The organism is Bradyrhizobium sp. AUGA SZCCT0222 (assembly GCF_018130205.1).
In the GTDB taxonomy this organism is placed as follows: domain Bacteria; phylum Pseudomonadota; class Alphaproteobacteria; order Rhizobiales; family Xanthobacteraceae; genus Bradyrhizobium.
In genome coordinates, this window is sequence record NZ_JAFCLX010000006.1 from 222,872 (window position 1) to 243,802 (window position 20,931).

Sequence of the window (20,931 nt, forward strand, 5' to 3'; positions counted from 1 at the left end):
ATATGCGAACGGCGAACGCTATGCGGAAGTTGCCACAATCAGCGCGCGGTCTCGCCGTCGTCGCGCTGATCGGCAGGTTTTTCATTATTGATCGCGACGAAGGGCAGCTGTCGCGTTGCCCTTGAAGGCCGTCCAATCCGCGCATCGTAGCTTTCTGCGAGCACCAGCAGTCGTTTTTTCGTGAAGGGATCGGCCTTGTCCGCAATCGCGCGGACGCGCCGGGACTGCTCCTTGAAATACGCGTCGTTCATAAGGCACCAAAAATTAATAAATCCAATAGCCGCAAACATACTACGGACGCGCCGGCTCCGTCGCCCTGAGTTTTCGTATGGTTAAGCGCGAAAGCCGTGAGCCCTTGCAAGTGACGACGGTCTGGAACGGCCAAAGGAAAGGCCGAGGCCACTTCCGTTCTGGCCCGGCTGTCACCTGGGGAACAGCGCGGCCGTCGCCGATCCGTCATTGTCCCGGTCAGACCGAGGCAACGTTGCACCGGGACAGCAACAGGAGACGCACCATGGAACGCAGGACTGACAAGCCGATCGAACTGACGACGCAGCAGCTGGATATCGTGACCGGCGGCAGGCTGGGCACCGGCCCCACGCACCTTCCGCCCCGTAATCCCTTTGGTCCGCCGAAGCCACCCCGCTAAGCGAGCAAAATAACCCCGGCATGACTTGCCGGGGTTTTTTCGTGCAAAGATTCAGATGTTTGTGCCGCTCGAACTGGGAGCCGCGCCTCCGCCCGTTATGACGCCGCCACGACCCAGCCCACCGATGTCTCAACTGGATTGCCCATCCGGCAACGGTTAGGCTTTACCCGCCGATCGATGATGACAGCCAAAGAGCGGGGTCGGATTTGGGAAACGGAAACGCAAGGGGTCGATGATGAAAGTACGCCCGACAGGCGTGATACCGCCGATGACAACGCCGTTTCGCAAAGACGGCGAGATCGATTTCAAGCAGGTCGCCCCGCAAGTCGACTGGCTGATCGGCGCCGGCAGCCACGGCATGGCAGCGGGCGGTTCGACCGGCGAGGGGCATACGCTCGATCATGACGAGTATCGCGACCTGGTGGCGGCGACGGTGGAGGCAGCCAGGGGCCGCGCGCCCGTGATCGCCGGCATCATCGTCGATTCCACGCGCGACGCGATCCGGCGCGGCAAATTGGTGCGCGACATGGATGTCGCCGCCCTGCAGGTGACGCCGGTGCATTATCTGTTCAAGCCGGACGAGCAGGCGATGGTCGATCATTTCCGCCGGATGGCCGACGAGACCGGCATGCCGATCATCATCTACAACGTGGTGCCGTGGTCGTATCTGTCGCCCGCGCTGCTGACGCGGATCATGAACGAGGTGCCGCTGGTGGTCGGCGTCAAGCAGAGCGCCGGCGATCTAAAACTGTTCGCCGATCTCATGATGATGGCGCCGGATAAATTGATCTACAGCGCGGTCGACGCGCTGATGTATCCGTCCTACGCGCTCGGCGCGCACGGCTCGATCGCCGCGATCCTCTCTGCCGCGCCGCATGCCTCGGTCGAGCTGTGGGATGCGGTCAAGGCCGGCGATCATGTCCGCGCGCTCGACCTGCACAAGAAATTGCTGACGCTGTGGAATGCGATTGTCTCAGACAATCTGCCGGCCTGCACGCGCTACGCGCAGTCGCTGCAGGGACTGCCGAAGACGTTTTCGCGCGCGCCGATGCCGGAAGCATCGCCTGCGCAGCAGGCCGCGATCAAGAAGGCGCTGGAAGGGTTGGGGGCATCGGCGGGCCAACGCGTCGAGGCGGCGGAGTAGGGCAGGTACTCAACGCGTCGTCATGCCCGGCCTCGTGCCGGGCATCCACGTCTTTGGTCCGCTTAGGCCGGGAAGACGTGGATGGCCGGGACAAGCCCGGCCATGACGGGCTATATTTTCGTCTGTAGTGAAAAAGAAAAAAGGATCAACATCTCCATGAAGGAATTCGCCGGAAAGATCGCCGTCATCACCGGAGGCGGCACGGGCATGGGCCGCGAGCTGGCGCGCCAGCTCGTCGCCGAGGGCTGCAATGTCGCGATGTGCGACGTCTCCGCCGAGGCGATGGCCGAGACCAGGCAGCTGTGCGAAGCCGAGAAGCTGCCGCAGGGTCTGCGCGTCACCACGCATGTCGCGGACGTCGCGATCGAGGATCAGCTCAAGCGGTTTCGCGATGAGCTGATCGAACAACAGGCGACCGACAAGATCCATCTATTGTTCAACAATGCCGGCATCGGCGGCGGCGGCAGCCTGTTCACCAATTCGCGCGAGCAATGGGAGCGCACCTTCAACATCTGCTGGGGCGGCGTCTATCTCGGAGTCCGTACTTTCATGCCGCTGCTGCTGAAGGCCGACGAGGCCCACATCATCAATACGTCCAGCGTCAACGGCTTCTGGGCGTCGGTCGGCCCCGGCGTGTCGCACACCGCCTACGCCGCCGCCAAGTTCGCGGTGAAGGGATTTTCCGAGGCGCTGATGACGGATCTGCGGCTCAACGCGCCGCATATCAAGTGCTCGGTCGTGATGCCCGGCCACATCGGCACCTCGATCGTGTCGAACTCGCGCAAGATCCAGAGCGGCAGCGAGACCGAGCGCTTGACCGATGTTGAAATCGGCGTGACCCGGGAGCGGCTGAAGGGCATGGGCACCGACACCACGAACATGTCGGATGAGGACATTCAGCAGCTCGCACTCGACCGCGCACGATCGTTTCATGATGATGCGCCGACCACGGCGGCGGCCGCTGCAAAAATCATCCTCGACGGCGTCAAGGCGGACCGCTGGCGCATCCTGGTCGGCGACGATGCCCACAAGCTCGACGAGCGCGTGCGCAAGACGCCGGAGGAGGCCTACACGCTCGACTTCTACCAGAGCTATCGGGACGAGGTTGGCTGGAAGCTGGCCTAAGGGCCTGATCTGAATAGCGACCAGAGCCTGAACTCAATAAGAGTCGTTGGCTCACCGAAGCGTGTGCCACGCTGACGGGAAAACGCCGCGTGGCGGTATCGTAGGGTCTACCGGGTCTCGCCGGTTCAGCGGGTGGTACGACCTGTACCTTGGGATAGTATTCTGCGGGTTCTAAGCGGAACTAAGCTGAGCTCATCTAACGACCACGGAGCATCAACCATGAAGATCGTGGTGATCGGAGGCACCGGCCTGATCGGCTCGAAGACCGTCGCCATTCTGCGCCAGGGTGGCCACGAAGTCGTCGCCGCCTCGCCCAAAAGCGGCGTTAACGCGATCACCGGTGAGGGTCTCAAGGAGGTCATGGCGGGCACACAGGTGGTGATCGACCTGGCCAATTCGCCCTCATTTGAAGACAAAGCGGTGCTCGAATTCTTCGAGACCTCCGGCCGCAACCTGCTCGCCGCCGAGGCCGCAGCGAACGTCCGGCATCATGTCGCACTGTCGATCGTCGCGATCGATCGAACCGACAATGGCTATTTCCGCGCCAAGCTCGCCCAGGAGAAACTGATCGAAGCCTCGGGCATTCCATACACCATCGTTCGCGCGACCCAGTTCCTGGAATTCGTTCGCGGTATCGCCGATTCAAGTGCGGACGGAAACACAGTGAGGCTCCCGCCTATCCTGTTCCAGCCCATCGCGTCGGACGACGTTGCTGCCATCGTTGCCGATCTGGCACTCGCGGCGCCGCGAAGCGGTATCGTGGAGATCGCCGGACCGGAACGAGCGCCGCTCATTGACATCATCGCCCGCTATCTGAAGGCGGTTGGCGACCCGCGCGAAGTCGTGAGCGATCCCGAGGCCCGATACTGGGGCGGTCGGGTTGACGAGCACTCGCTCGTGCCGTTGGGCGAGGCGCGCCTCGGCCGCATCGGTCTCGACGCATGGCTTCGCCGCACAAAGGCCTGATCTCGCATCGGCAATGAACGAAAGAGGCGATTATGGCAAACAAACTCGTTGCGCTGGTTCTTCTGTGCTTGATGACCGGAACGGCGGTTGCTCAGGAGCCCAAGGTGACGCCGCTCATGTCCAAGGATCTTCCGGATAATCCCGGCAAGGAAGCTTTGATGATCACGGTCGAGCATGCGCCCGGCGGGTCGAGTGCTGTCCACCGACACAACGCACATGCGTTTGTTTATGTGCTGGAGGGTTCCGTCGTGATGCAGCTGAAGGGTGGACAACCGGTGACTCTGACAGCAGGACAAAGTTTCTATGAAGGCCCCGATGATATTCATGTCGTCGACCGGAACGCGAGCGGCACCCAGCCGGCGAAATTCCTGGTGCTCTTGATCAAGGACAAGGGGGCGCAGGCGCTCGTGCCCGCGCAGTGACTGCTACAGCCGTGGAATGGTCGTGCCCGATATTTGCTGCGCTCTAGGCAGAGAGTGTGTCAGACAAGGTCACGCCCGGGCCACGCGCTGGCGCGAGCCGGGCTTGTAGGCGAGGCGGGTGTGGCCGACGCAGTAGGGCATACCCTTGAGCGGTGTGTTGCCGCAAAAGCAGAAATCTTCCGCGCCGGGCGTGCTGATCGGCCAGCGGCAGCGCTCATGGCTGAGTTCGAGCAGCGAGCAGGGCCGCTCGCTGGCGATCGGGGCGTCGGGGGCCGGTTGCCCGTTCTGGTAGACCACTTGCAGCATCCGGTACTGGGCGCGGGGAACGGATTTCGGGCTGCGTTCCCTGGTGGTCCCTTGCAAATGCTGTTCGATATTGGTCGGCCCGCGGGTCAAACCGAGCCGTGTCAATTTGCCGATCACTGCGTTGCGGCTGACGCCGATGTGAGCGGCGATCTCGCGGCATGAGAGGCCGGATTCGAAATGTTGCTTGAGGAGTTCGACGCGCTCGGTGGTCCAGGTCGGTATGGTTGCGAACATGCTTGCGGTCCCAAATTCTTTGAGGAACCGCCGCGCTCCTGTCTCCCGTCAGCGAATTTTCCGCTGGCGTGCCATCAAGGCCTGCCATTGTCGCGGATCGACAGCAGCCCGTCCTTGATGGCGAGCCGGATGCCTTCCTCGATCAGGGTCTTCGCAACGCCGGGAACGCTAGTGCCGTGGGTACCCTGTCTCACCAGTTTTTCGAGATAGCTGATGGTCGAGATCGCCAACGTCACGGGAATGCGGTCGGTTTCGGCTTTTTCTGTAGCCATGCAAGAACGCTAACTTTTAAACGCCGTACTGAAAAGTATCTATTTAGACTCTATTAAGTTTCATGGGGATAAGTCAATTGCCACCAAGGTCGCAGCCTATCTCCTTGTAACAGCGTCGAAAAAGTCGACTGGCGCCTCGCAGGCTCCGATGTTGAACAGCGCTGCGCGACCAACTACCGGCCTGACGGCGCCAATCCAGCCGCGGCGAAACGATCCAGCGCCTCGCTCATTTCCCGATTGCCTCAGGCCGTATGCACAGTCGATGCTGCTGCGGACGGGGGACAATCCTGCGATGACGATCACCAACGGTCTCTACTCGATCCTGACCGAAATGATGGAGGGCGGGCGTGGCCACGCCAGCGGCGTCATCGTGCTGCTGGATGGCAGGATCGTCGGCGGCGACTCGCATTTCTATTATACCGGCTCCTACACCGCCGACCGCGGCAAATGGCGCGGCGAACTGACCACCACCCAGCACACCAAATCGGCTGGCGTGCTGCCGCTGTTTGGCGGGCGCGAGGTCACCACCGGCTTCAGCGGCACCTATACCGCCGATCGCGCTGACGTGCAGGGGGCGGCGCTGGTTGGAAAGACCAGCGTCAGGATTCGTTCAACGTTGGAACTGCTTTCGCCGCTGTGACGGCGCACCGCGCTGAAATCAGCCGTGCACCACACTCTTTGCGATCATGCAGTGGATGCCCTTGGAGCCGTTGACCGTCTGCGTCACCCGCAGATCGGCGGCGAGGCTGCAGAGCGTGTAGGCGTCCTCGCGCGACAGATTGCGCTTCTCGCCGAGCAGCACGATCATGTCGCGCAGCGCGCGCACCACGCATTGGTCGAGGTCGGGGTCCATCGCCATCGTCATGTAATGATCAGGCGTTTCCGCGCGCGGATATTCCAGCCGCAAATCCTTGCGCAGTGTCAGGCGAAAGCGGCCCTGCAGCGCGGTTTCGATCGCTGTGACGCAGACTTCGCCGTCGCCTTGCACGCCGTGGCCGTCGCCGCAGGAAAACAGCGCGCCGGGCACGAACACCGGCAGATAGAGTTTGGCGCCGGCCCCTAGCTCCTTGTTGTCCAGATTGCCGCCCATCGCGCGCGGGATCAGCGAGGTGATGCGGCCCCAGGCCGGCGGCGGCGCCACGCCCATCACGCCGAAGAACGGCTTGAGCGGCAGGTCGAGCCCCCACGGCATCCGGCCGACCATCCGCTCGCGGTCGAGCGGAATGTTCAGCAGGCGCGTCTCGTGGAAATCGTCGGGCAGGGTGCCTGACAGCGGCTTGATCAGATTGTAGCCCCAGTCCTGCCGGAGCTGGACGTCGAGAATGTCGACCTCGAGCACGTCGCCGGGGGCTGCGCCTTCCACCGCGATCGGCCCGGTCAGGATATGGCCCGGCACCATCCGTTCGTTCTGGGCGTGCACGTCGGCAAGCTCCGGCGGCACGTGAAATTTGCTGCGGTCGGGCACCACGTCGGGGCCGCCGGTGATGGTATCGACCGTGACCTCATCGCCGCTGGCAATGGTCAGGACCGGCTTCAATTTCGCTTCGAAAAAGCCCCAGTGGCAGGTTTTGGGGCTGGAATGCAGGTGATGATGGGTCATGGGGGACCTTCTTGTCGGTGTTGTCTCGTCCTATTTGTCATTGCCGGGCATAGTAGTCTGCTTGCGCAGACTACGTAAACTTGTCTGCGCCCCGGCAATCCATCATTTTCGCATGACGCTTTTTGCGAAGAAGATGGATACGCGGGTCAAGCCCGCGTATGACGAGCCGGAAATCCAAGAGGCCTTCCTTGTTCTTTGTTCTCTCCAAGACGCTCGGCTACATGCTGATGCCGACGAATTTCCTAATCGGCGTCGGTTTCATTGGCGCCATCCTGCTGCTGACGCGCTTTGCATCGCTCGGCCGCAAGCTCGTGATGGCCTCCGTGCTGTTGCTGGTGATCTGCGGATTGTCGCCGCTCGGAAATCTGTTGCTCTATCCGCTGGAGCAGCGCTTTCCGCGATGGGAGGCCGGAGCCGGCCCGCCGCCGGACGGCATCGTCGTGCTCGGCGCATCGATCGAGGCTGACATATCGGCCGCGCATGGCACGCCGGTGGTGCGCAGTGCGCCGGACCGCATCATCGCGGCAGCGGCCCTTGCGCGTCGTTATCCGAATGCGCGCATCGTCTTCACCGGCGGCAGCGCCAATCTGATTTCGAACGATGCGCGGGAAGCCGATTTCGCCGGCGCGGTTTTCGAGAGCCTCGGCATCGCCAAATCGCGGTTGATCATGGAGCGTGCATCACGGAATACGCTTGAGAATGCCCAGTTCTCCAAAGCGCTGGTGGCGCCGAAGGACGGCGAGCGCTGGTTGCTGGTGACCTCGGCCTTTCATATGCCGCGATCGGTCGGCCTGTTCCGAAAGGCTGGATTTGCGGTCGAGGCCTATCCGGTCGATTGGCGGGTCGGCGGCCGCGGCGACCTGATGAAGTTCTCTAACGCCATTCTTGATGGCCTCGGACGGACCGAAACCGCGGCGCGCGAATGGATGGGGCTGGTTGCGTACCGGGCCACCGGCAAGATCGACGATTTGCTGCCGGGGCCGGCGCCGAAGTAGAGGTCGCAACAGGGGACCGGCCGGGCTAGAATTGACGCCAACAGGCGCAGCGCGCCGATCCAGGGAGTTTACGCCATGCAACAGCAAACGCCGCCGGAAGCGTTCGATTTGAACGGCATGGCTGCCGACCTGATCAGCCTGTTGCGGCTCAGGACCACCGTGATCGGCATCAAGATGTTCGCGACCGTCGAGGAGATGGCGGCAATCCCGAAGATTCGGCGCCCCAGTGCGGTCCATACCACCGACCAGATCGTCAGCATGGCTTCAAGGCTCGGCTGGACCGTCGGCATCACCGGCGAAGACCTCGTCGGCGCGCAATGCCGCGCCGTGATCGGGCTGGCGCCAACCGACGAGAAATTTCTCGAAGGAAAGAATTACGTCGGTGTCTGGCATGGCACCGAGGAAGACGCGCGGCTGCGCCAGGAAGCGCTCGATGTCGTGCCATATGGCAAATACCAGGCGATGGCGGTGAGCCCGCTCACCAGCGGACGGCTCAATCCGCCTGACATTTGTCTGGTGTATGCGACGCCGGGCCAGATGATCATCCTGATCAACGGGCTGCAATATACCGGCTACAAGAAGTTCGAATGGGGCGTGGTCGGCGAGACCGCCTGCGCGGATTCCTGGGGGCGGGCGCTCAAGACCGGCGAGCCCTCGCTGTCGCTGCCGTGCTTCGCGGAACGTCGCTATGGCGGCGTGCCCGACGAGGAAATGCTGATGGCACTGCAGCCCGCGCATCTCGCCAAGGCCATTATCGGCATGAAGCAACTGGCGAAAAACGGCCTGCGCTATCCGATCGCGCCCTATGGCATCCAGGCCGACGTCCGCGCCGGCATGGGCGTTTCGTATGCTAAGAAATAGCCTTGCGAAATGAAGGGGAAACCGTCATTGCGAGCGCAGCGAAGCAATCCATAGCCACCAAGTAAGATAGCCACCAAGTAAGTATGGATTGCTTCGTCGCTTCGCTTCTCGCAATGACGAGTATTAGGGAACTAAAACATGTCTTCGTCGAAATTCGACATCGTAGTCTACGGCGCTACCGGCTTCACCGGCCAGCTCGTCGCTGAATATCTCGCCGCGCATTACAAGGGCGACAGCAGCCTGAAATGGGCGATGGCCGGGCGCAGCAAGGACAAGCTCGCCACGGTGCGCGATGCGATCGGCGCGCCGTCGGATACGCCGCTGATCGTGGCCGACGCGTCAGATGCTGCGTCGTTGAAGGCGATGGTGGCGCAGACGAAATCCGTGATCACCACCGTCGGCCCGTATCAGTTTTACGGCAATGAGCTGCTTGCGGCCTGTGTGGAGTCGGGTACCGACTATTTCGATCTCTGCGGCGAGCCGCTGTGGATGCGCCAGATGATCGACAAGCATGAAGCCGCGGCGAAGGCGAGGGGCGCGCGCATCGTGTTTTCGTGCGGGTTCGACTCGGTGCCGTTTGAGCTCGGTGCTTTCTTCGTGCAGGAGGAAGCCAAGCGGGTGTTCGGTGCGCCGGCTTTGCGCGTCAAGGGTCGCGTGCGCGATATGCGCGGCACCCTGTCCGGCGGCACCGCTGCGAGCGCCAAGGCGACCTTCGACGCGGTTGCCAAGGATCTCAGCCTCGTTGCGATCCTCAAGGATCCGTTCGCGCTGACGCCGGGATTCAAGGGGCCGAAGCAGCCGCCGGGCAGCAAGCCGTCCTATGAGGAAGACCTGCAGTCCTGGATCGCGCCCTTCATGATGGCGCTCATCAACACCCGCAACGTCCATCGCTCGAACATGCTGATGGGCTTTCCGTACGGGCAGGAGTTCGTCTACGACGAAATGGTGCTGACGGGTGCCGGCGAGAAGGGCGAGGCCAACGCCAAGCTCGTGATGGCCGCAAACACCGAAAAGACCGGCCCCGGTGCGCCCAAGCCGGGCGAAGGGCCGTCGAAGGAAGAGCGCGAGAACGGCCTCTATGATTTGCTTTATGTAGCGATCGCTCCCGATGGCCGCCAGGTCCGTGCGGCGGTCAAGGGTGACCGCGATCCCGGCTATGGCTCGACGTCCAAGATGATCTCGGAATGCGCGATCTGCCTGCTGCGCGATACACCCGATGTGCCCGCCGGGATCTGGACGCCGGGGGCGGCGATGCAGCACAGACTGATCAAGCGGCTGGTCGACAACGCTGGCCTGACGTTCACCGTGGAGAAGTAGCTCCAGTTTTCGAGCATCATCTTCCCGGAAGTCAGACCATGCCTTCGTCGAAACTCGACATCGTCGTCTATGGCGCCTCCGGCTTCACCGGCCAGCTCATCGCTGAATATCTCGCCGCGCAGTACAAGGGCGACGGTAATCTGAAATGGGCGATGGCCGGGCGCAGCCTGGACAAGCTCGCTGCCGTGCGCGACGCGATCGGCGCGCCGGCTGATACCCCGCTGATCGTTGCCGATGCCGGCGATCCCGCCTCGCTGAAGGCGATGGTCGGCCGAACCAGATCGGTGATCTCGACCGTCGGTCCGTATCAACGCTATGGCTCCGAACTGGTCGCAGCATGCGTCGCGGATGGCACCGACTATTTCGACCTCTGCGGCGAGCCGCTCTGGATGCGGCAGATGATCGACACGCACGAGGCGGCCGCAAAGTCGACCGGCGCACGCATCGTATTTTCCTGCGGCTTCGATTCGCTGCCGTTCGAGCTTGGTGTGTTCTCCGTCCAGCAAGAAGCAAAGAAGATTTTTGGCGCCCCGACCAACCGCGTCAAGGGCCGGATCCGCGACATGAGTGGCACGCTGTCCGGTGGTACCGCCGCGAGCACCTGGGCGACGTTCGCGGCTGCCGCGCAAGACCTCAGTCTGGTCGCCCTGTTGAAGGATCCATTTTTGCTGGCGCCGGGATTTGAAGGCCCGAAGCAGCCGCGCGGGAACAAGCCGCTGTTCGACGATGATCTGGGCTCGTGGACGGCGCCTTTCGTGATGGCGACCATCAACACCCGCAACCTGCACCGTTCCAATTTGCTGATGAACTTTCCGTACGGCAAGGACTTCGTTTATGACGAGATGGTCCTGACCGGTCCGGGAGAGCAGGGCGAAGCCAACGCCAGGCAGCTCGTCGCCGCCGTCAACGCCGAGAGGATGGGCGGCGCAAGCGGGCTGAAGCCTGGCGACGGTCCCTCGAAAGAGATGCGGGAGAGTGGTTTCTTCGATCTGCTGTTCGTCGCACTCGCTCCCGACGGCAAACAGGCCCGCGCCGCGGTGAAGGGCGACCGCGATCCCGGCTATGGCTCGACGGCGAAGATGATCTCCGAATGCGCGATCTGCCTGTTGCGCGATGCGTCTGATGTGCCCGCCGGCATCTGGACGCCGGGGGCGGCGATGCAGCACAGACTGATCGAGCGGCTGGTCTACCATGCCGGCCTGACGTTTGCGGTGGAGAAGTAGGCTTTGCACCGCTACGCCGCACGGGGATCGTACGCGTACATAAAGTCCATCGCCCGTGCGCCGACCGGCAGCATCAGTTTCATCATCCGGTCACGGATCCAGGCGCCGGTCGGACTGAACTCGCGCTTGCTGTTGCCGTTGCGGCGGGCCAGCGCCACGATCTTTTCGGCGCGCGGACGGCGCTCGGCCTCGAAATTCCTAAACGTCAACGCGAGTTCCTGGCGGGTCTGCATCAAGCGGCCAAGCCGCAGCGCATCCTCCAGCGCCAGTGACGCGCCCTGGCCGGCATGCGGACTGGTGGCGTGCGCGGCGTCGCCAATGAGAAGCGTCCGCTGGCGCGACCAGGTCGGCAGGGTCGCGACATCGAGCGTGTCCGTGACCACGATGTTCTCGGCCGCATCGATGATTTGCAGGATCGGATCGTGCCAGCCGGCGTGAAAGCTGCGCAAATGCTGCCGCAGCTGATCCTGGCTCATGGCACGGTAGGTCGCGGCACTGGCGCCATGCGCGGGCTGCGTGCTCCACCACATCAGGCCGTCATCGGGATCGGAACTGCAGAAGCCGTAGCCGAAGAATCCACTCTGGCCGAACGTCGTCACCACGCGCTGGTCGATCGGCGAATTCTCGATCACCGCGCGTGGCACAAAACCGCCGAAACCGATCAGCCCGGTGTCGAACGGCTTTGGTCCGTCCGGGATCACGTGGCCGCGGACGGCCGAATGCACGCCGTCGGCGCCGATGACAAAATCGCCCTCGGCAAAGCTGCCGTCGGAAAAATGCGCCACGACTGGCTGGTCGGGGCGATCCTCGATTCCCACCAGCCGCTTCTCGAACCTGAGCTCGACATTGGCGCACCAGGCCTTGTCGATCAGCATTTCATTGAGCGTGGCGCGGCACATGTTCACCGCCGGCTGGCCGAACCGCGCCTTCATGTTGCGGTTGAGCGAGCCGAGGCGGGCGCCTTTCTGCGAATAGAAATCGAAGGATTCGGCGACCGAACCGCGGCGGATCATCTCGGAGGCCAAGCCGATCTCGGCCAGCACGTGCATGCCGTTCGGCGCGATCTGCAGGCCGCCGCCGATTCCGGTGGCGTAGGGCCAGGCCTCGAACACCTCGGCATCGATGCCGGCCTGCTTCAGGAAGATTCCCGTCACGGGACCTGCGATGCCACCGCCGATGATCAGGGCTTTGGGTCGGTGGGCCATGCCTTGCTCCGTGCGTCCGCGGGATGGTAGGAAATATCAGCTGCTAATTATCTTAGTAGCTAAGATAATGATGGACTAAGATATGAAATCGACCGTGTCAAGGCCGAAGGCGCGGGCTGCGCTGATGCAGGAACTGGAGGAAGCGCTGCGGCGCTCGACCGCGCAGGGCGTGCTGTTCGGCCAAACCGTTGCCAACGTGGCGGGAATTTCCGGTTCCGACCTCGAATGCCTGGATTTTCTCAATCTGGAGGGCCGCGTCACCGCCGGCCGTCTTGCCGAGGTCACGGGGCTGACCACCGGCGCCATCACCGGCGTGGTGGACCGGCTCGAGAAGGCCGGCTTCGTGCGCCGCGAGCGCGACGCGGCCGACCGGCGCAAGGTCTTTATCGTGACCGTGCCTGACAACGTCGCGCAGATCGGGCGGTTCTACGTGCCGATGCAGGAGGCGATGTACAAACTGTGGGGCAGCTATTCGGACGCGGAGCTGCAGCTGCTGCTTCGCTTTGCGAGCGAGGCCTACAAATCGGTGCTGGAGGCGACCGAGGCGCTGAAGGGATTGATCGACGCGCCGAAGGAGAAGGCGCCTAAGAAGCTGGGACGGCCGCGCCGTTGAATGCCTGGCTAGAGCGTTTTCCAGCGAAGTGGACACCGGTTCGCGTCAAGAAAACGCGTCAAACCAGGAATCTAACGCGGGCCTTGTAAAGTTCCGCCGCGACAAACATGCCCCACATGAGCCCCAGCATCATCCAGAAATGCCGCCAGTGGTCGGTGTCGATGATAAAACTCTCGCCGACGGTGCCGAGATAGGCGGCGAAGACGGCCAGATAGGCGCGCTGCCAGGGCGCGCGGACGAAGATGTAGCGGAATCCGTTCAGCGCCGTGACGAACACCAGCGCCGGGTAGCAGACGCCGGAGAGCCAGCCGCCCGACATGAACGCGTTCAAATAGGAATTGTGGGTGTCCTCGGGAAAGTAGCGGGTGAACTGCAGCGGACCTATTCCGAACGGCAGATCGAGCGCCATGTTGGCGCCGAGGATGTAGCGCCCGAACCGGCCGAACCGGCCGGAGTCATAGCTTTGGTCGAAACTGGCGCGCTGCTTGAACATCTGCGCGATCGAGTCGAACGACAGCAGCACCGCCACCAGCGCCGCCGCGAGGATCGCAGCGACAAGCGCGATCATGATGATGCGTGAACGCTGCGCCTGCGACCGGCTGGTCAACACCATCAGCGCCAGCATGAACATCGAGGTCAGGATCAACCCGCCCCAGGCCGCGCGCGAAAACGCCAGCAGGATCGCCAGCGACATGATGCCGAAGGCGACGGTGTTGCGCAGCGATTTTCCGAATTTGTCCGAGACCACGCTTTGCAGGCAAAACAGCGCCGGCAGGATCAGGAACGCGCCGAGCACGTTCGGGTCCTTGAAGGTGCCGCGGGCGCGATCGTACAGCGTCAGGAGGTCGCGTCCGCCCGGGACGAGGTTGAAATAGCCGGCGACGCCGAGGCTCGCCGCGATCACCGCGCCGACGACGAGGCCGCGCCGGAGCATGTCGAGCCGGGCTGCGGTGTCTTCGGCCACCACCATCGCGAACAGCATCACGGTGATGGCCATGTACCAGGAGGTCGCGATCCACATGCTGACACCGGGCCGGTCAATCACGGCGGTGGCGCTGATCGTGTAGCCGGTATTGAGCAGGAACAGCGCCAGCAGCAGCGGAATGAACACCAGCCGCATCCGCAAACCGCCGGTGGCAAAGAAGATCAGCGACGCCAGCAGCGTTGCGATCTCATAGGGGCTGGGCTCGATGAAGACGATGGCGCCGGACGCGCCGACCAGCCATACCATCGCGCGCTGCACCGCGAGCACGCCCGGCGCGGCTGTCAACGATGGAAGGGATCCCTCGGCTGTCGCCGCATACGCCATTCGATACTCACGCACACACTAGACACTACATTACGCAGCAACCGCTACTTCCGTCATTGTCTGCAACAAACGCGGAGCGTTTGTGCATGAGAGCGAAGCGAAGCAATCCATCTATCCGCTATGCCGCGCCATGGATTGCTTCGCTGCGCTCGCAATGACGGCAGGTAGTCCTCAGAAACTCAATAAGCGTTCTCGTTCTTCGTCATCAGCGCCAACGGCGTCCTGAGCAAAATGAAGAGGTCGAACAGCACCGACCAGTTCTCGATGTAATAGAGGTCGAACTCGACGCGCTTCTGGATCTTCTCGTCGGTGTCGACTTCGCCGCGCCAGCCGTTGATCTGCGCCCAGCCGGTGATCCCGGGCTTGACGCGGTGGCGCGCGAAATAGCCGTCGACGGCCTCGTCGAACAGCCGGCTCTGCAACTTGCCCTGCACGGCGTGCGGGCGCGGGCCGACCAGCGACAAATTGCTCTTGAACACCACGTTGAACAGCTGCGGCAGTTCATCGAGGCTGGTCTTGCGGATGAAGCGCCCGACGCGGGTGACGCGGGCATCGTTCTTGGTCACGACCTTGGAGGCGGTGGGATCGGCGAGATGGTGGTACATCGAGCGGAACTTGAAGACGTCGATGCGCTCATTGTTGAAGCCGAACCGTTTCTGGCGGAAGATCACCGGCCCCGGGCTGTCCAGCTTGATGGCGAGCGCGACCAGTCCCATCACGGGCAGCGCCAGCATCAGGATCAGGAAGCCGACGACGTGGTCGAACAGCCACTTCATCACCAGATCCCAGTCGGTGATCGGCGCCTCGAACACGTCGAGCGTCGGCACCTCGCCGAGATAGGAATAGGAGCGGGGACGGAAGCGCAGCTTGTTGGTGTGCGCGGACAGACGGATGTCGACCGGCAGCACCCACAGCTTCTTCAGCATTTCCAGGATGCGCGTCTCGGCCGAGATCGGCAGCGCGAACAGCACGAGGTCGACGCGGGTGCGGCGGGCGAATTCGACGATGTCGTCGACCTTGCCGAGCTTCGGGCTGCCGGCGCAGGTTTCCAGCGCGCGGCTGTCGTTGCGGTCGTCGAACACGCCGAGCACGTCAATATCCGAATCGTGCTGGGTCTTGAGCGCCTCGACCAGCTGCTCGCCGTTCTGGTCCGAGCCGACCACGATGGTGCGGCGGTCAAGCCGGCCCTGCCGCGCCCAGCTGCGCACCAGCGTGCGCAGGAAGGCGCGTTCGATCAGCAGGGCCGCAAGGCCGACGACGAAGAACGATGCGAGCCAGATCCGCGAAATCTCGCTGCCGAGCTTGACCAGGAAGGAAGCGCCGATGAACAGCAGGAACACGAAGGCCCAGGACGAAATCATCCTGGTCATCTGCCGCAGCTGGCCGCGGAACACCTGGACTTCGTAGATGTCGGCAGCCTGGAAGCAGATCACGGCGGTCGCCGTCATGCCGATGATCGCGGCGACATATTCCCAATGGAAACCCTTGAGGCGCACGACATAGGCGAAATAGAGCGCAAGGCCGATCAGGCTGAGCATGACGAAATCGACCAGGCGGACCGCGCCCGCGATCACGATCGGCGAATAGGCGCGGCTGACCTTCTGGTTGGTGACGGCAAGGGCTGCCGGCGAGAGCCGGCGGCGCCGTTCGATCGGCGGGCGTTCACCGGTAGCGGTCGCCGCGGCCGTTGCTGCCGCAGCGTCTAACATCGAGCGAGCGTTAAGCGGTTCCACTGTTCCAAGTCCGATTCTGATTCCGTTCTTAGGCCGGCACATAGGGATGCGCCCGCCGATGCGGAATTCCCTGCCATCCGGCTTAAGGGACAAATCGGAAGAAACAGTTACGTTGGTAAAGAACGGTTAACGATTGGCAAACGCGTCGCGGTAGCCGGTCAATACGCCCTCGACCATCGCCTTCTGCGAGAAGTGCTGAAAAATCCGCTCGCGCAGGGATTTAGCCCGCTCCAGCGTCGCCGCCGGATTCTCCAGTGCAACCTCGATCGCATCCGCCATCGCGGCGGCGATGTTGGGGGCGAACAACGCCTCGGTATGCGCGCCGAAAATCTCCGGAATGCCGCCGACATTGGCGGCCACCATCGGAATTCCCGCCGCCGCGGCCTCGATCACGACATAGGGCATGGAATCGCCGCGGGAGGGAACCACCAGCAGCGAGCCCTTGGAAAAGCCGTAGCGTGCCTTGACGTGGCCGATGAAGCGGATCGCCTCGCCGAGGCCGAGCCGCTGCACCTGTGCCTTCAAGGCAGCGCTTTCCTCTCCGTCGCCGGCGAGCGTCAGCGTCACCGGCCGGCCGTCGGTGCGCAGCCGGGCCACCGCGTCGATCAGGAGGTCGGCGCCCTTGATGTGCCGGAACTCGCCGACATAGAGCACGTCGGTAGCGTCCTCGGCCTTGACGACGGGGTCGAACTCATTGGCGGTGACGCCGTTGAACACGCAGCGCACCAGCCCTTTCGGGGTGCCGATGGTGCGCTGATAGGTGTTGCGCGCGAACGCGCTCTCGAACAGGAACAGATCCGTGGAGTCCATCAGCGCACGCTCGAGGCGAGCGTAGAAATTGCCCTTGAGCGTCGACAGCGGGTAATGCAGCGACCCGCCATGCGGCGTATAGACCCGGATCGTATCCCTGGCGGCGATCTTGGAGCGTATGAACACACCGGCCTTGGCGCCATGGCCGTGCAGCACGTCCGGTTTCAGGTTCCGGACCAGGCGCAGGAAGCGCACCCATGCCAAGGTGTCGCTGGGGCGCGGTTCGCGGTGGATGGCGACACGATGAACGCCGAGCTTGAGGCGGGGGGCGATTTCAGCCAGCGCCTGCTCGGCGCGCTCGCCGCCGGTGAGGCTGTCGGCGATGATGCCGACGTGATGGCCTTTGTCGGCCTGGCCGTTGGCGAGATCCAGGATATGGCGAAAAATGCCGCCCACCGGGGCGCGCGTCGCGTGCAGGATACGAAGGGGCTGACCGTCGACGACAGGCATAATCAGAACCAGCGTTCGCCAACGAGCACCGTATCGCCCGGGCTGATGGACGTTCCCGGCGGCACCACGTAGCGCGCCGTTCCGGATCCGTCGGTGTGCGTGACCGTCACCCGGTCGCGCAGCGCGCGCGGCGAGAAGCCGCCAGCGATGGCAACGGCGCTTTCAACGGTCATGTTCGGTACATAAGGATATTGTCCGGGCGCCGCCACTTCGCCGAGGATGAAGAACGGCCGATAGGCTTCGACTTCGACGGCGACCGAGGGCTCGCGGATGAAACCGCGGCGCAGCCTGGCGCCGATGTCGGCGGCCAGCCCCGCGGGCGTGCTGCCGCGCGCCGGGACCGAACCGATCAGCGGCATCGTGATCGAGCCGCTGGCATCGATGGCATAGGTGTTGGTGAGGCCTTCCTGGCCGTAGACGACGACGCGGAGCTTGTCGCCAGTATCCAGATGATAGGCCGCGTCAAAGCGCGGCGGCGCCGGTTCGGCATAGGCCACCGCGATCGGGGCGGGCGCCACGGCAACCGGCGTAGTCCGGCCCATGCAGCCCGCAAGCGCCAGCGCAGCAACCAGACATGGGATCGGGGCGAGCGCGCCTCGCATGGGGGAGAATCCTGAAAAAGTATCCGCCCGATTAAGGGTGTTCATGGTTAACAAAACATGACCGCAGCCCTGCGGGGCGGTCATTGCAGCCCGCAAATCGCGCGGATTAACCCAGCGGCAACCTTAATGGAGTGTAATCGCCGGGGTTGAGATAGGGTCGTGGCGTTTTCGAGCGAAAACGCGTCACGATTTTAAGTGGCGTCCGCGGGAGTGTGCGATGCGTTTTGAGTTTTGGCGTACGGGCCGGATCAAGGCCGTGTTGGAGCGGGCGCTTCCAAAGCCCGCACCGGCCGTCACCAAGGCCGTCGCCACAGAGCCCGCCGTGGCCAGATCTGCTGTCACCAAGTCTGCCGTCACCAGGCAGGTCGCCGCGCCGGAGTCCGGCGATCTGGACCTCCACGCGCTCGGTCAGGCCCTGATCCGAAAGCGCGCCTGGATCATCGTCCCGACGGTGCTGGCGCTGGTGCTGTCGATCGCCGCCGTCAACATGGTCACTCCGCGCTATAAATCCGAAGCCCGCATCCTCGTCGATGGCCGCGAGAACGTGTTCCTGCGGCCCAACGGCGAGCGCAATGAAGAGCGCAACACGGTCGACGCCGAGGCGGTGACGAGCCAGGTGCAGCTCTTGTTGTCGCGCGATCTGGCGCGCGAAATCATCAAGAAGAACAAACTGGCCGAGCGCCCGGAATTCGATCCGGTGCTGCAGGGCTTCTCGCCGCTGAAGTCGCTGCTGGCGCTGTTCGGTATAGGACGCGATCCGTTGTCGCTGACGCCGGAAGAGCGGGTGCTGGACGCCTATTTCGAGCGCTTTACGGCGTATGCGGTGGACAAGTCGCGCGTCATCGTCATCGAATTCCAGTCGCGCGATCCGGAGCTGGCCGCGCGCGTCGCCAATTCGATCGCGGAAGGGTATCTGGCGTTGCAGCAGGGCGCGCGCCAGGACCAGGCGAAATCCGCCAGTGGCTGGCTGTCGGGCGGTATCGAGGATCTGCGCAAGAAGGTCGCGGAAGCCGAGCAGCGCGCGGAAGATTTCCGCTCGAAGTCGAGCCTGTTCATCGGCACCAACAACACCTCGCTGTCCAACCAGCAGATGGGTGAGATCAACACCCAGCTCAACAACGCCCGCGCGCTGAAATCGGACGCCGAGTCCAAGGCGCGCATGATCAAGGACATGCTTCAGAGCGGCAAGCCGATCGAGGCTTCCGAAGTGCTCAATTCCGAATTGATCCGCCGGCTGTCCGAACAGCGGGTGACGCTGCGCGCGCAGCTCGCCGAACAGTCGTCGACGCTGCTCGACGGTCACCCCCGCATCAAGGAACTGAAGGCGCAGCTCGGCGATCTCGATCGCCAGTTGCGCGAGGAGGCGAGCAAGATCTCGCGCTCGCTCGAGAATGACGCGCGCCTCGCCAGCGGCCGGGTCGATAGCCTGAGAAACGAATTGGATCTGGTCAAGAAGCAGGCCTCCGCGTCCAATGGCCAGGACGTGCAGCTGCGCGCGCTGGAGCGCGAAGCCAAGGCGCAGCGCGATCTCCTGGAATCCTACCTGGCGAAATACCGCGAAGCCGCCGCCCGCGAAAACATCGACGCCGCGCCGGCCGACGGCCGCATCATCTCGCGCGCCACCGTTTCCAACACGCCGGCCTATCCGAAGAAGCTCCCAATCGTGCTGATCGCGACGCTCGCGACGTTGCTGCTGACCTCAGGCGCGATCGTGACCGGCGAACTCCTGCGCATGACCGCGCCGCGCGCGGCCGCCGCTGCAGCGCCTGCTGTAGTGACTACAGCCTCTGAACCGGCTCGCGTCTCCGCGCCTCCGACTGCACCGTATTTCGAGCCTCAAGATGATTTCGGACCGGAACCTGATCATCCCGTGACGGACGACTCAAGGCCTGCCTTCCGCGAGCCTCGTGCCGAGCTCGCGGCAGGAATCGAAGAAATCGAGCAACTGGCCGACCGGCTCGGCCAGGCAGGCGGGGCGGCGCGCAAGGTAACAATCCTCGGCACCGCGTCGAGCGAAGGCATCGCGCTGACCGCCCTGACGCTGGCGCGCTTGATGGCGCGGCAGGCCAAGATCGTGGTGGTCGACCTGACCGCGTCTTCGCCGACGATGACGGCGGTGTCGGTCGATCCGGCGGCCCCCGGGCTCGCCGAACTGATGCAGGGCGAAGCAACCTTTGCGCAGATCATCACCAGGGACCGGCTGTCGCGCGTCCATCTCGTCAGCGCCGGACGTCCGGGCTTCGATCGCTCGCAGCTGCAGTCGCCACGGCTGACGCTGGCGATCGACGCGCTGCTGCGGGTTTACGACCATGTGTTGCTCGATGCCGGCTCGGCCTCCGACCTGCCGGCGGAACTACTGACCGCGCATGCCCGCGCGGTCGTAGTCCCCGACGCCTCGATGGATTCGGACGCCCGCAGCATCATGTGCGACCAGCTCCGCGCGGTCGGCTTCTCCGACGTCATGATGCTGCGCAAGCCGTGCCAGCCGTCGGACGCGGTCGAACGCGCCCCGCGCGTGGTGGCCGCCTAAAGGCGCGATCAACCACCGTCATTGCGAGCGCAGCGAAGCAATCCACCCATCCGCTATGCCGCGCGATGGATTGCTTCGCTGCGCTCGCAATGACGACAGAATGTAGGATGGGTAGAGCGAAGCGAAACCCATCATCTCTCCGCGAGTCCCAATCGATGGGCTTCGCTTCGCTCTACCCATCCTACGAGTTCTCGTCATTCCACGATGCGCAATTGCGCATCGGGGAATGACGGCGGATGGATTGCTCGCACTGCGACAAATTAACCCGACGGGCAAAATTCCGCTTTCCTCGTCGGGCAAATCAGCGGTTTGAATTGTCGCGTCCCGCCCAACAAGAGGGGCGTTGCGCACGTCACGAACGCGCGGCGGGATGCGGTGGACGCTGGTTCGCGCCTGACGACGGCGTGGACGGGCGTACGGCAAAACCGTGTGGTCCTGGCGCCCGTTGCTGGCGTCAAGCTGTCGGAGAAGCGCAAGCGGGAACGGCAGTGACGGAGTCAACCAAGAACTCGTCTCCGGGGAGATCACGGCATAAGCCGTAAAGCCATTGCGCAGGGAAGGCCGG

General features: G+C 63.4%; 21 protein-coding genes. 12 read left to right on the forward strand and 9 right to left on the reverse strand.

The features are described from left to right. Window positions 1-38: 38 nt before the first annotated feature. Entirely contained in the window at window positions 39-290 is a 252-nt protein-coding gene (locus tag JQ629_RS07810; RefSeq protein ID WP_212412151.1) for a hypothetical protein, read from the reverse strand. A 224-nt stretch (window positions 291-514) separates the two neighbouring features. Between JQ629_RS07810 and JQ629_RS37470 the strand changes: the two genes are divergently transcribed. From JQ629_RS37470 to JQ629_RS07830, 5 genes are all read left to right on the forward strand, one after another. Next, on the forward strand, window positions 515-649 hold the full coding sequence (locus JQ629_RS37470; RefSeq protein WP_283815903.1) for a hypothetical protein: 135 nt from the start codon (window positions 515-517) through the stop codon (window positions 647-649). Window positions 650-884: 235 nt separating this feature from the next. Then, window positions 885-1,793 carry a dihydrodipicolinate synthase family protein gene (locus JQ629_RS07815; protein WP_212412152.1) on the forward strand — a complete coding sequence of 303 codons (909 nt, stop codon included), beginning with the start codon at window positions 885-887 and terminating at the stop codon, window positions 1,791-1,793. 156 nt (window positions 1,794-1,949) lie between these two features. Further along, a complete protein-coding gene (locus JQ629_RS07820; RefSeq protein WP_212412153.1) occupies window positions 1,950-2,918 on the forward strand; it encodes an SDR family oxidoreductase in 969 nt (322 codons plus the stop codon). Window positions 2,919-3,137: 219 nt separating this feature from the next. Beyond that, window positions 3,138-3,884, forward strand: coding sequence for an SDR family oxidoreductase (locus JQ629_RS07825; RefSeq protein ID WP_212412154.1), 747 nt, complete (start codon window positions 3,138-3,140; stop codon window positions 3,882-3,884). A 32-nt stretch (window positions 3,885-3,916) separates the two neighbouring features. Continuing rightward, window positions 3,917-4,306, forward strand: a complete 390-nt coding sequence (locus JQ629_RS07830; protein WP_212263595.1) for a cupin domain-containing protein — start codon at window positions 3,917-3,919, stop codon at window positions 4,304-4,306. 69 nt (window positions 4,307-4,375) lie between these two features. Here the strand turns inward: JQ629_RS07830 and JQ629_RS07835 are convergent, their stop codons facing one another. Both JQ629_RS07835 and JQ629_RS07840 read right to left on the reverse strand, forming a co-directional pair. After that, window positions 4,376-4,846 carry a GcrA family cell cycle regulator gene (locus tag JQ629_RS07835; RefSeq protein ID WP_212412155.1) on the reverse strand — a complete coding sequence of 157 codons (471 nt, stop codon included), beginning with the start codon at window positions 4,844-4,846 and terminating at the stop codon, window positions 4,376-4,378. Between the two features lie 74 nt (window positions 4,847-4,920). Continuing rightward, window positions 4,921-5,118, reverse strand: coding sequence for a hypothetical protein (locus JQ629_RS07840; RefSeq protein ID WP_192733542.1), 198 nt, complete (start codon window positions 5,116-5,118; stop codon window positions 4,921-4,923). 292 nt (window positions 5,119-5,410) lie between these two features. On the opposite strand from JQ629_RS07840, the gene JQ629_RS07845 reads away from it, so the two are divergent. Continuing rightward, complete coding sequence (locus JQ629_RS07845; protein WP_249134875.1) at window positions 5,411-5,758, forward strand: GrlR family regulatory protein; 348 nt, start codon at window positions 5,411-5,413, stop codon at window positions 5,756-5,758. 18 nt (window positions 5,759-5,776) lie between these two features. On the opposite strand, the gene JQ629_RS07850 is transcribed toward JQ629_RS07845, so the two are convergent. Further along, window positions 5,777-6,718 carry an acetamidase/formamidase family protein gene (locus JQ629_RS07850; RefSeq protein ID WP_212296208.1) on the reverse strand — a complete coding sequence of 314 codons (942 nt, stop codon included), beginning with the start codon at window positions 6,716-6,718 and terminating at the stop codon, window positions 5,777-5,779. A 188-nt stretch (window positions 6,719-6,906) separates the two neighbouring features. Between JQ629_RS07850 and JQ629_RS07855 the strand changes: the two genes are divergently transcribed. The 4 genes from JQ629_RS07855 (at window position 6,907) to JQ629_RS07870 (ending at window position 11,114) form a co-directional block, all read left to right on the forward strand. Next, entirely contained in the window at window positions 6,907-7,713 is an 807-nt protein-coding gene (locus JQ629_RS07855) for a YdcF family protein (protein ID WP_212412157.1), read from the forward strand. A gap of 75 nt (window positions 7,714-7,788) precedes the next feature. Next, window positions 7,789-8,574, forward strand: coding sequence for a DUF169 domain-containing protein (locus tag JQ629_RS07860; protein ID WP_212388388.1), 786 nt, complete (start codon window positions 7,789-7,791; stop codon window positions 8,572-8,574). 138 nt (window positions 8,575-8,712) lie between these two features. Then, the gene (locus JQ629_RS07865) at window positions 8,713-9,891 is read left to right on the forward strand and encodes a saccharopine dehydrogenase family protein (protein ID WP_212412158.1); all 1,179 of its coding nucleotides are present in this window, start codon (window positions 8,713-8,715) and stop codon (window positions 9,889-9,891) included. 38 nt (window positions 9,892-9,929) lie between these two features. Beyond that, window positions 9,930-11,114, forward strand: a complete 1,185-nt coding sequence (locus tag JQ629_RS07870; RefSeq protein ID WP_212412159.1) for a saccharopine dehydrogenase family protein — start codon at window positions 9,930-9,932, stop codon at window positions 11,112-11,114. Between the two features lie 11 nt (window positions 11,115-11,125). Here JQ629_RS07870 and JQ629_RS07875 read toward each other — a convergent pair whose 3' ends face one another. Beyond that, entirely contained in the window at window positions 11,126-12,319 is a 1,194-nt protein-coding gene (locus JQ629_RS07875) for an FAD-dependent oxidoreductase (protein ID WP_212412160.1), read from the reverse strand. A gap of 82 nt (window positions 12,320-12,401) precedes the next feature. On the opposite strand from JQ629_RS07875, the gene JQ629_RS07880 reads away from it, so the two are divergent. Further along, window positions 12,402-12,932: a MarR family winged helix-turn-helix transcriptional regulator gene (locus JQ629_RS07880; RefSeq protein ID WP_212412161.1), complete on the forward strand. Its 531-nt coding sequence runs from the start codon at window positions 12,402-12,404 to the stop codon at window positions 12,930-12,932. A gap of 58 nt (window positions 12,933-12,990) precedes the next feature. Here the strand turns inward: JQ629_RS07880 and JQ629_RS07885 are convergent, their stop codons facing one another. The 4 genes from JQ629_RS07885 to JQ629_RS07900 all read right to left on the reverse strand — a co-directional run bounded on the left by JQ629_RS07885 (window position 12,991) and on the right by JQ629_RS07900 (window position 17,836). Further along, window positions 12,991-14,241 (reverse strand): O-antigen ligase family protein, encoded by a 1,251-nt coding sequence (locus JQ629_RS07885; RefSeq protein WP_212412162.1) that lies wholly within the window; start codon window positions 14,239-14,241, stop codon window positions 12,991-12,993. Window positions 14,242-14,420: 179 nt separating this feature from the next. Beyond that, window positions 14,421-15,950 carry an undecaprenyl-phosphate glucose phosphotransferase gene (locus JQ629_RS07890; protein WP_212412163.1) on the reverse strand — a complete coding sequence of 510 codons (1,530 nt, stop codon included), beginning with the start codon at window positions 15,948-15,950 and terminating at the stop codon, window positions 14,421-14,423. A gap of 150 nt (window positions 15,951-16,100) precedes the next feature. Next, complete coding sequence (locus tag JQ629_RS07895) at window positions 16,101-17,234, reverse strand: glycosyltransferase family 4 protein (protein WP_212412164.1); 1,134 nt, start codon at window positions 17,232-17,234, stop codon at window positions 16,101-16,103. A 2-nt stretch (window positions 17,235-17,236) separates the two neighbouring features. Then, a complete protein-coding gene (locus JQ629_RS07900; RefSeq protein WP_212412165.1) occupies window positions 17,237-17,836 on the reverse strand; it encodes a polysaccharide biosynthesis/export family protein in 600 nt (199 codons plus the stop codon). Window positions 17,837-18,053: 217 nt separating this feature from the next. On the opposite strand from JQ629_RS07900, the gene JQ629_RS07905 reads away from it, so the two are divergent. Beyond that, window positions 18,054-20,366 carry a GumC family protein gene (locus JQ629_RS07905; protein ID WP_212412166.1) on the forward strand — a complete coding sequence of 771 codons (2,313 nt, stop codon included), beginning with the start codon at window positions 18,054-18,056 and terminating at the stop codon, window positions 20,364-20,366. Window positions 20,367-20,931: the final 565 nt, after the last annotated feature.

Bases quoted from the DNA above. Each gene is read 5' to 3' on its own strand.
- JQ629_RS07810 (WP_212412151.1), bottom strand. From the start codon at position 290: ATGTTTGCGGCTATTGGATTTATTAATTTTTGGTGCCTTATGAACGAC.
- JQ629_RS37470 (WP_283815903.1), top strand. From the start codon at position 515: ATGGAACGCAGGACTGACAAGCCGATCGAACTGACGACGCAGCAGCTG.
- JQ629_RS07815 (WP_212412152.1), top strand. From the start codon at position 885: ATGAAAGTACGCCCGACAGGCGTGATACCGCCGATGACAACGCCGTTT.
- JQ629_RS07820 (WP_212412153.1), top strand. From the start codon at position 1,950: ATGAAGGAATTCGCCGGAAAGATCGCCGTCATCACCGGAGGCGGCACG.
- JQ629_RS07825 (WP_212412154.1), top strand. From the start codon at position 3,138: ATGAAGATCGTGGTGATCGGAGGCACCGGCCTGATCGGCTCGAAGACC.
- JQ629_RS07830 (WP_212263595.1), top strand. From the start codon at position 3,917: ATGGCAAACAAACTCGTTGCGCTGGTTCTTCTGTGCTTGATGACCGGA.
- JQ629_RS07835 (WP_212412155.1), bottom strand. From the start codon at position 4,846: ATGTTCGCAACCATACCGACCTGGACCACCGAGCGCGTCGAACTCCTC.
- JQ629_RS07840 (WP_192733542.1), bottom strand. From the start codon at position 5,118: ATGGCTACAGAAAAAGCCGAAACCGACCGCATTCCCGTGACGTTGGCG.
- JQ629_RS07845 (WP_249134875.1), top strand. From the start codon at position 5,411: ATGACGATCACCAACGGTCTCTACTCGATCCTGACCGAAATGATGGAG.
- JQ629_RS07850 (WP_212296208.1), bottom strand. From the start codon at position 6,718: ATGACCCATCATCACCTGCATTCCAGCCCCAAAACCTGCCACTGGGGC.
- JQ629_RS07860 (WP_212388388.1), top strand. From the start codon at position 7,789: ATGCAACAGCAAACGCCGCCGGAAGCGTTCGATTTGAACGGCATGGCT.
- JQ629_RS07865 (WP_212412158.1), top strand. From the start codon at position 8,713: ATGTCTTCGTCGAAATTCGACATCGTAGTCTACGGCGCTACCGGCTTC.
- JQ629_RS07870 (WP_212412159.1), top strand. From the start codon at position 9,930: ATGCCTTCGTCGAAACTCGACATCGTCGTCTATGGCGCCTCCGGCTTC.
- JQ629_RS07875 (WP_212412160.1), bottom strand. From the start codon at position 12,319: ATGGCCCACCGACCCAAAGCCCTGATCATCGGCGGTGGCATCGCAGGT.
- JQ629_RS07880 (WP_212412161.1), top strand. From the start codon at position 12,402: ATGAAATCGACCGTGTCAAGGCCGAAGGCGCGGGCTGCGCTGATGCAG.
- JQ629_RS07885 (WP_212412162.1), bottom strand. From the start codon at position 14,241: ATGGCGTATGCGGCGACAGCCGAGGGATCCCTTCCATCGTTGACAGCC.
- JQ629_RS07890 (WP_212412163.1), bottom strand. From the start codon at position 15,950: ATGTTAGACGCTGCGGCAGCAACGGCCGCGGCGACCGCTACCGGTGAA.
- JQ629_RS07895 (WP_212412164.1), bottom strand. From the start codon at position 17,234: ATGCCTGTCGTCGACGGTCAGCCCCTTCGTATCCTGCACGCGACGCGC.
- JQ629_RS07900 (WP_212412165.1), bottom strand. From the start codon at position 17,836: ATGCGAGGCGCGCTCGCCCCGATCCCATGTCTGGTTGCTGCGCTGGCG.
- JQ629_RS07905 (WP_212412166.1), top strand. From the start codon at position 18,054: ATGCGTTTTGAGTTTTGGCGTACGGGCCGGATCAAGGCCGTGTTGGAG.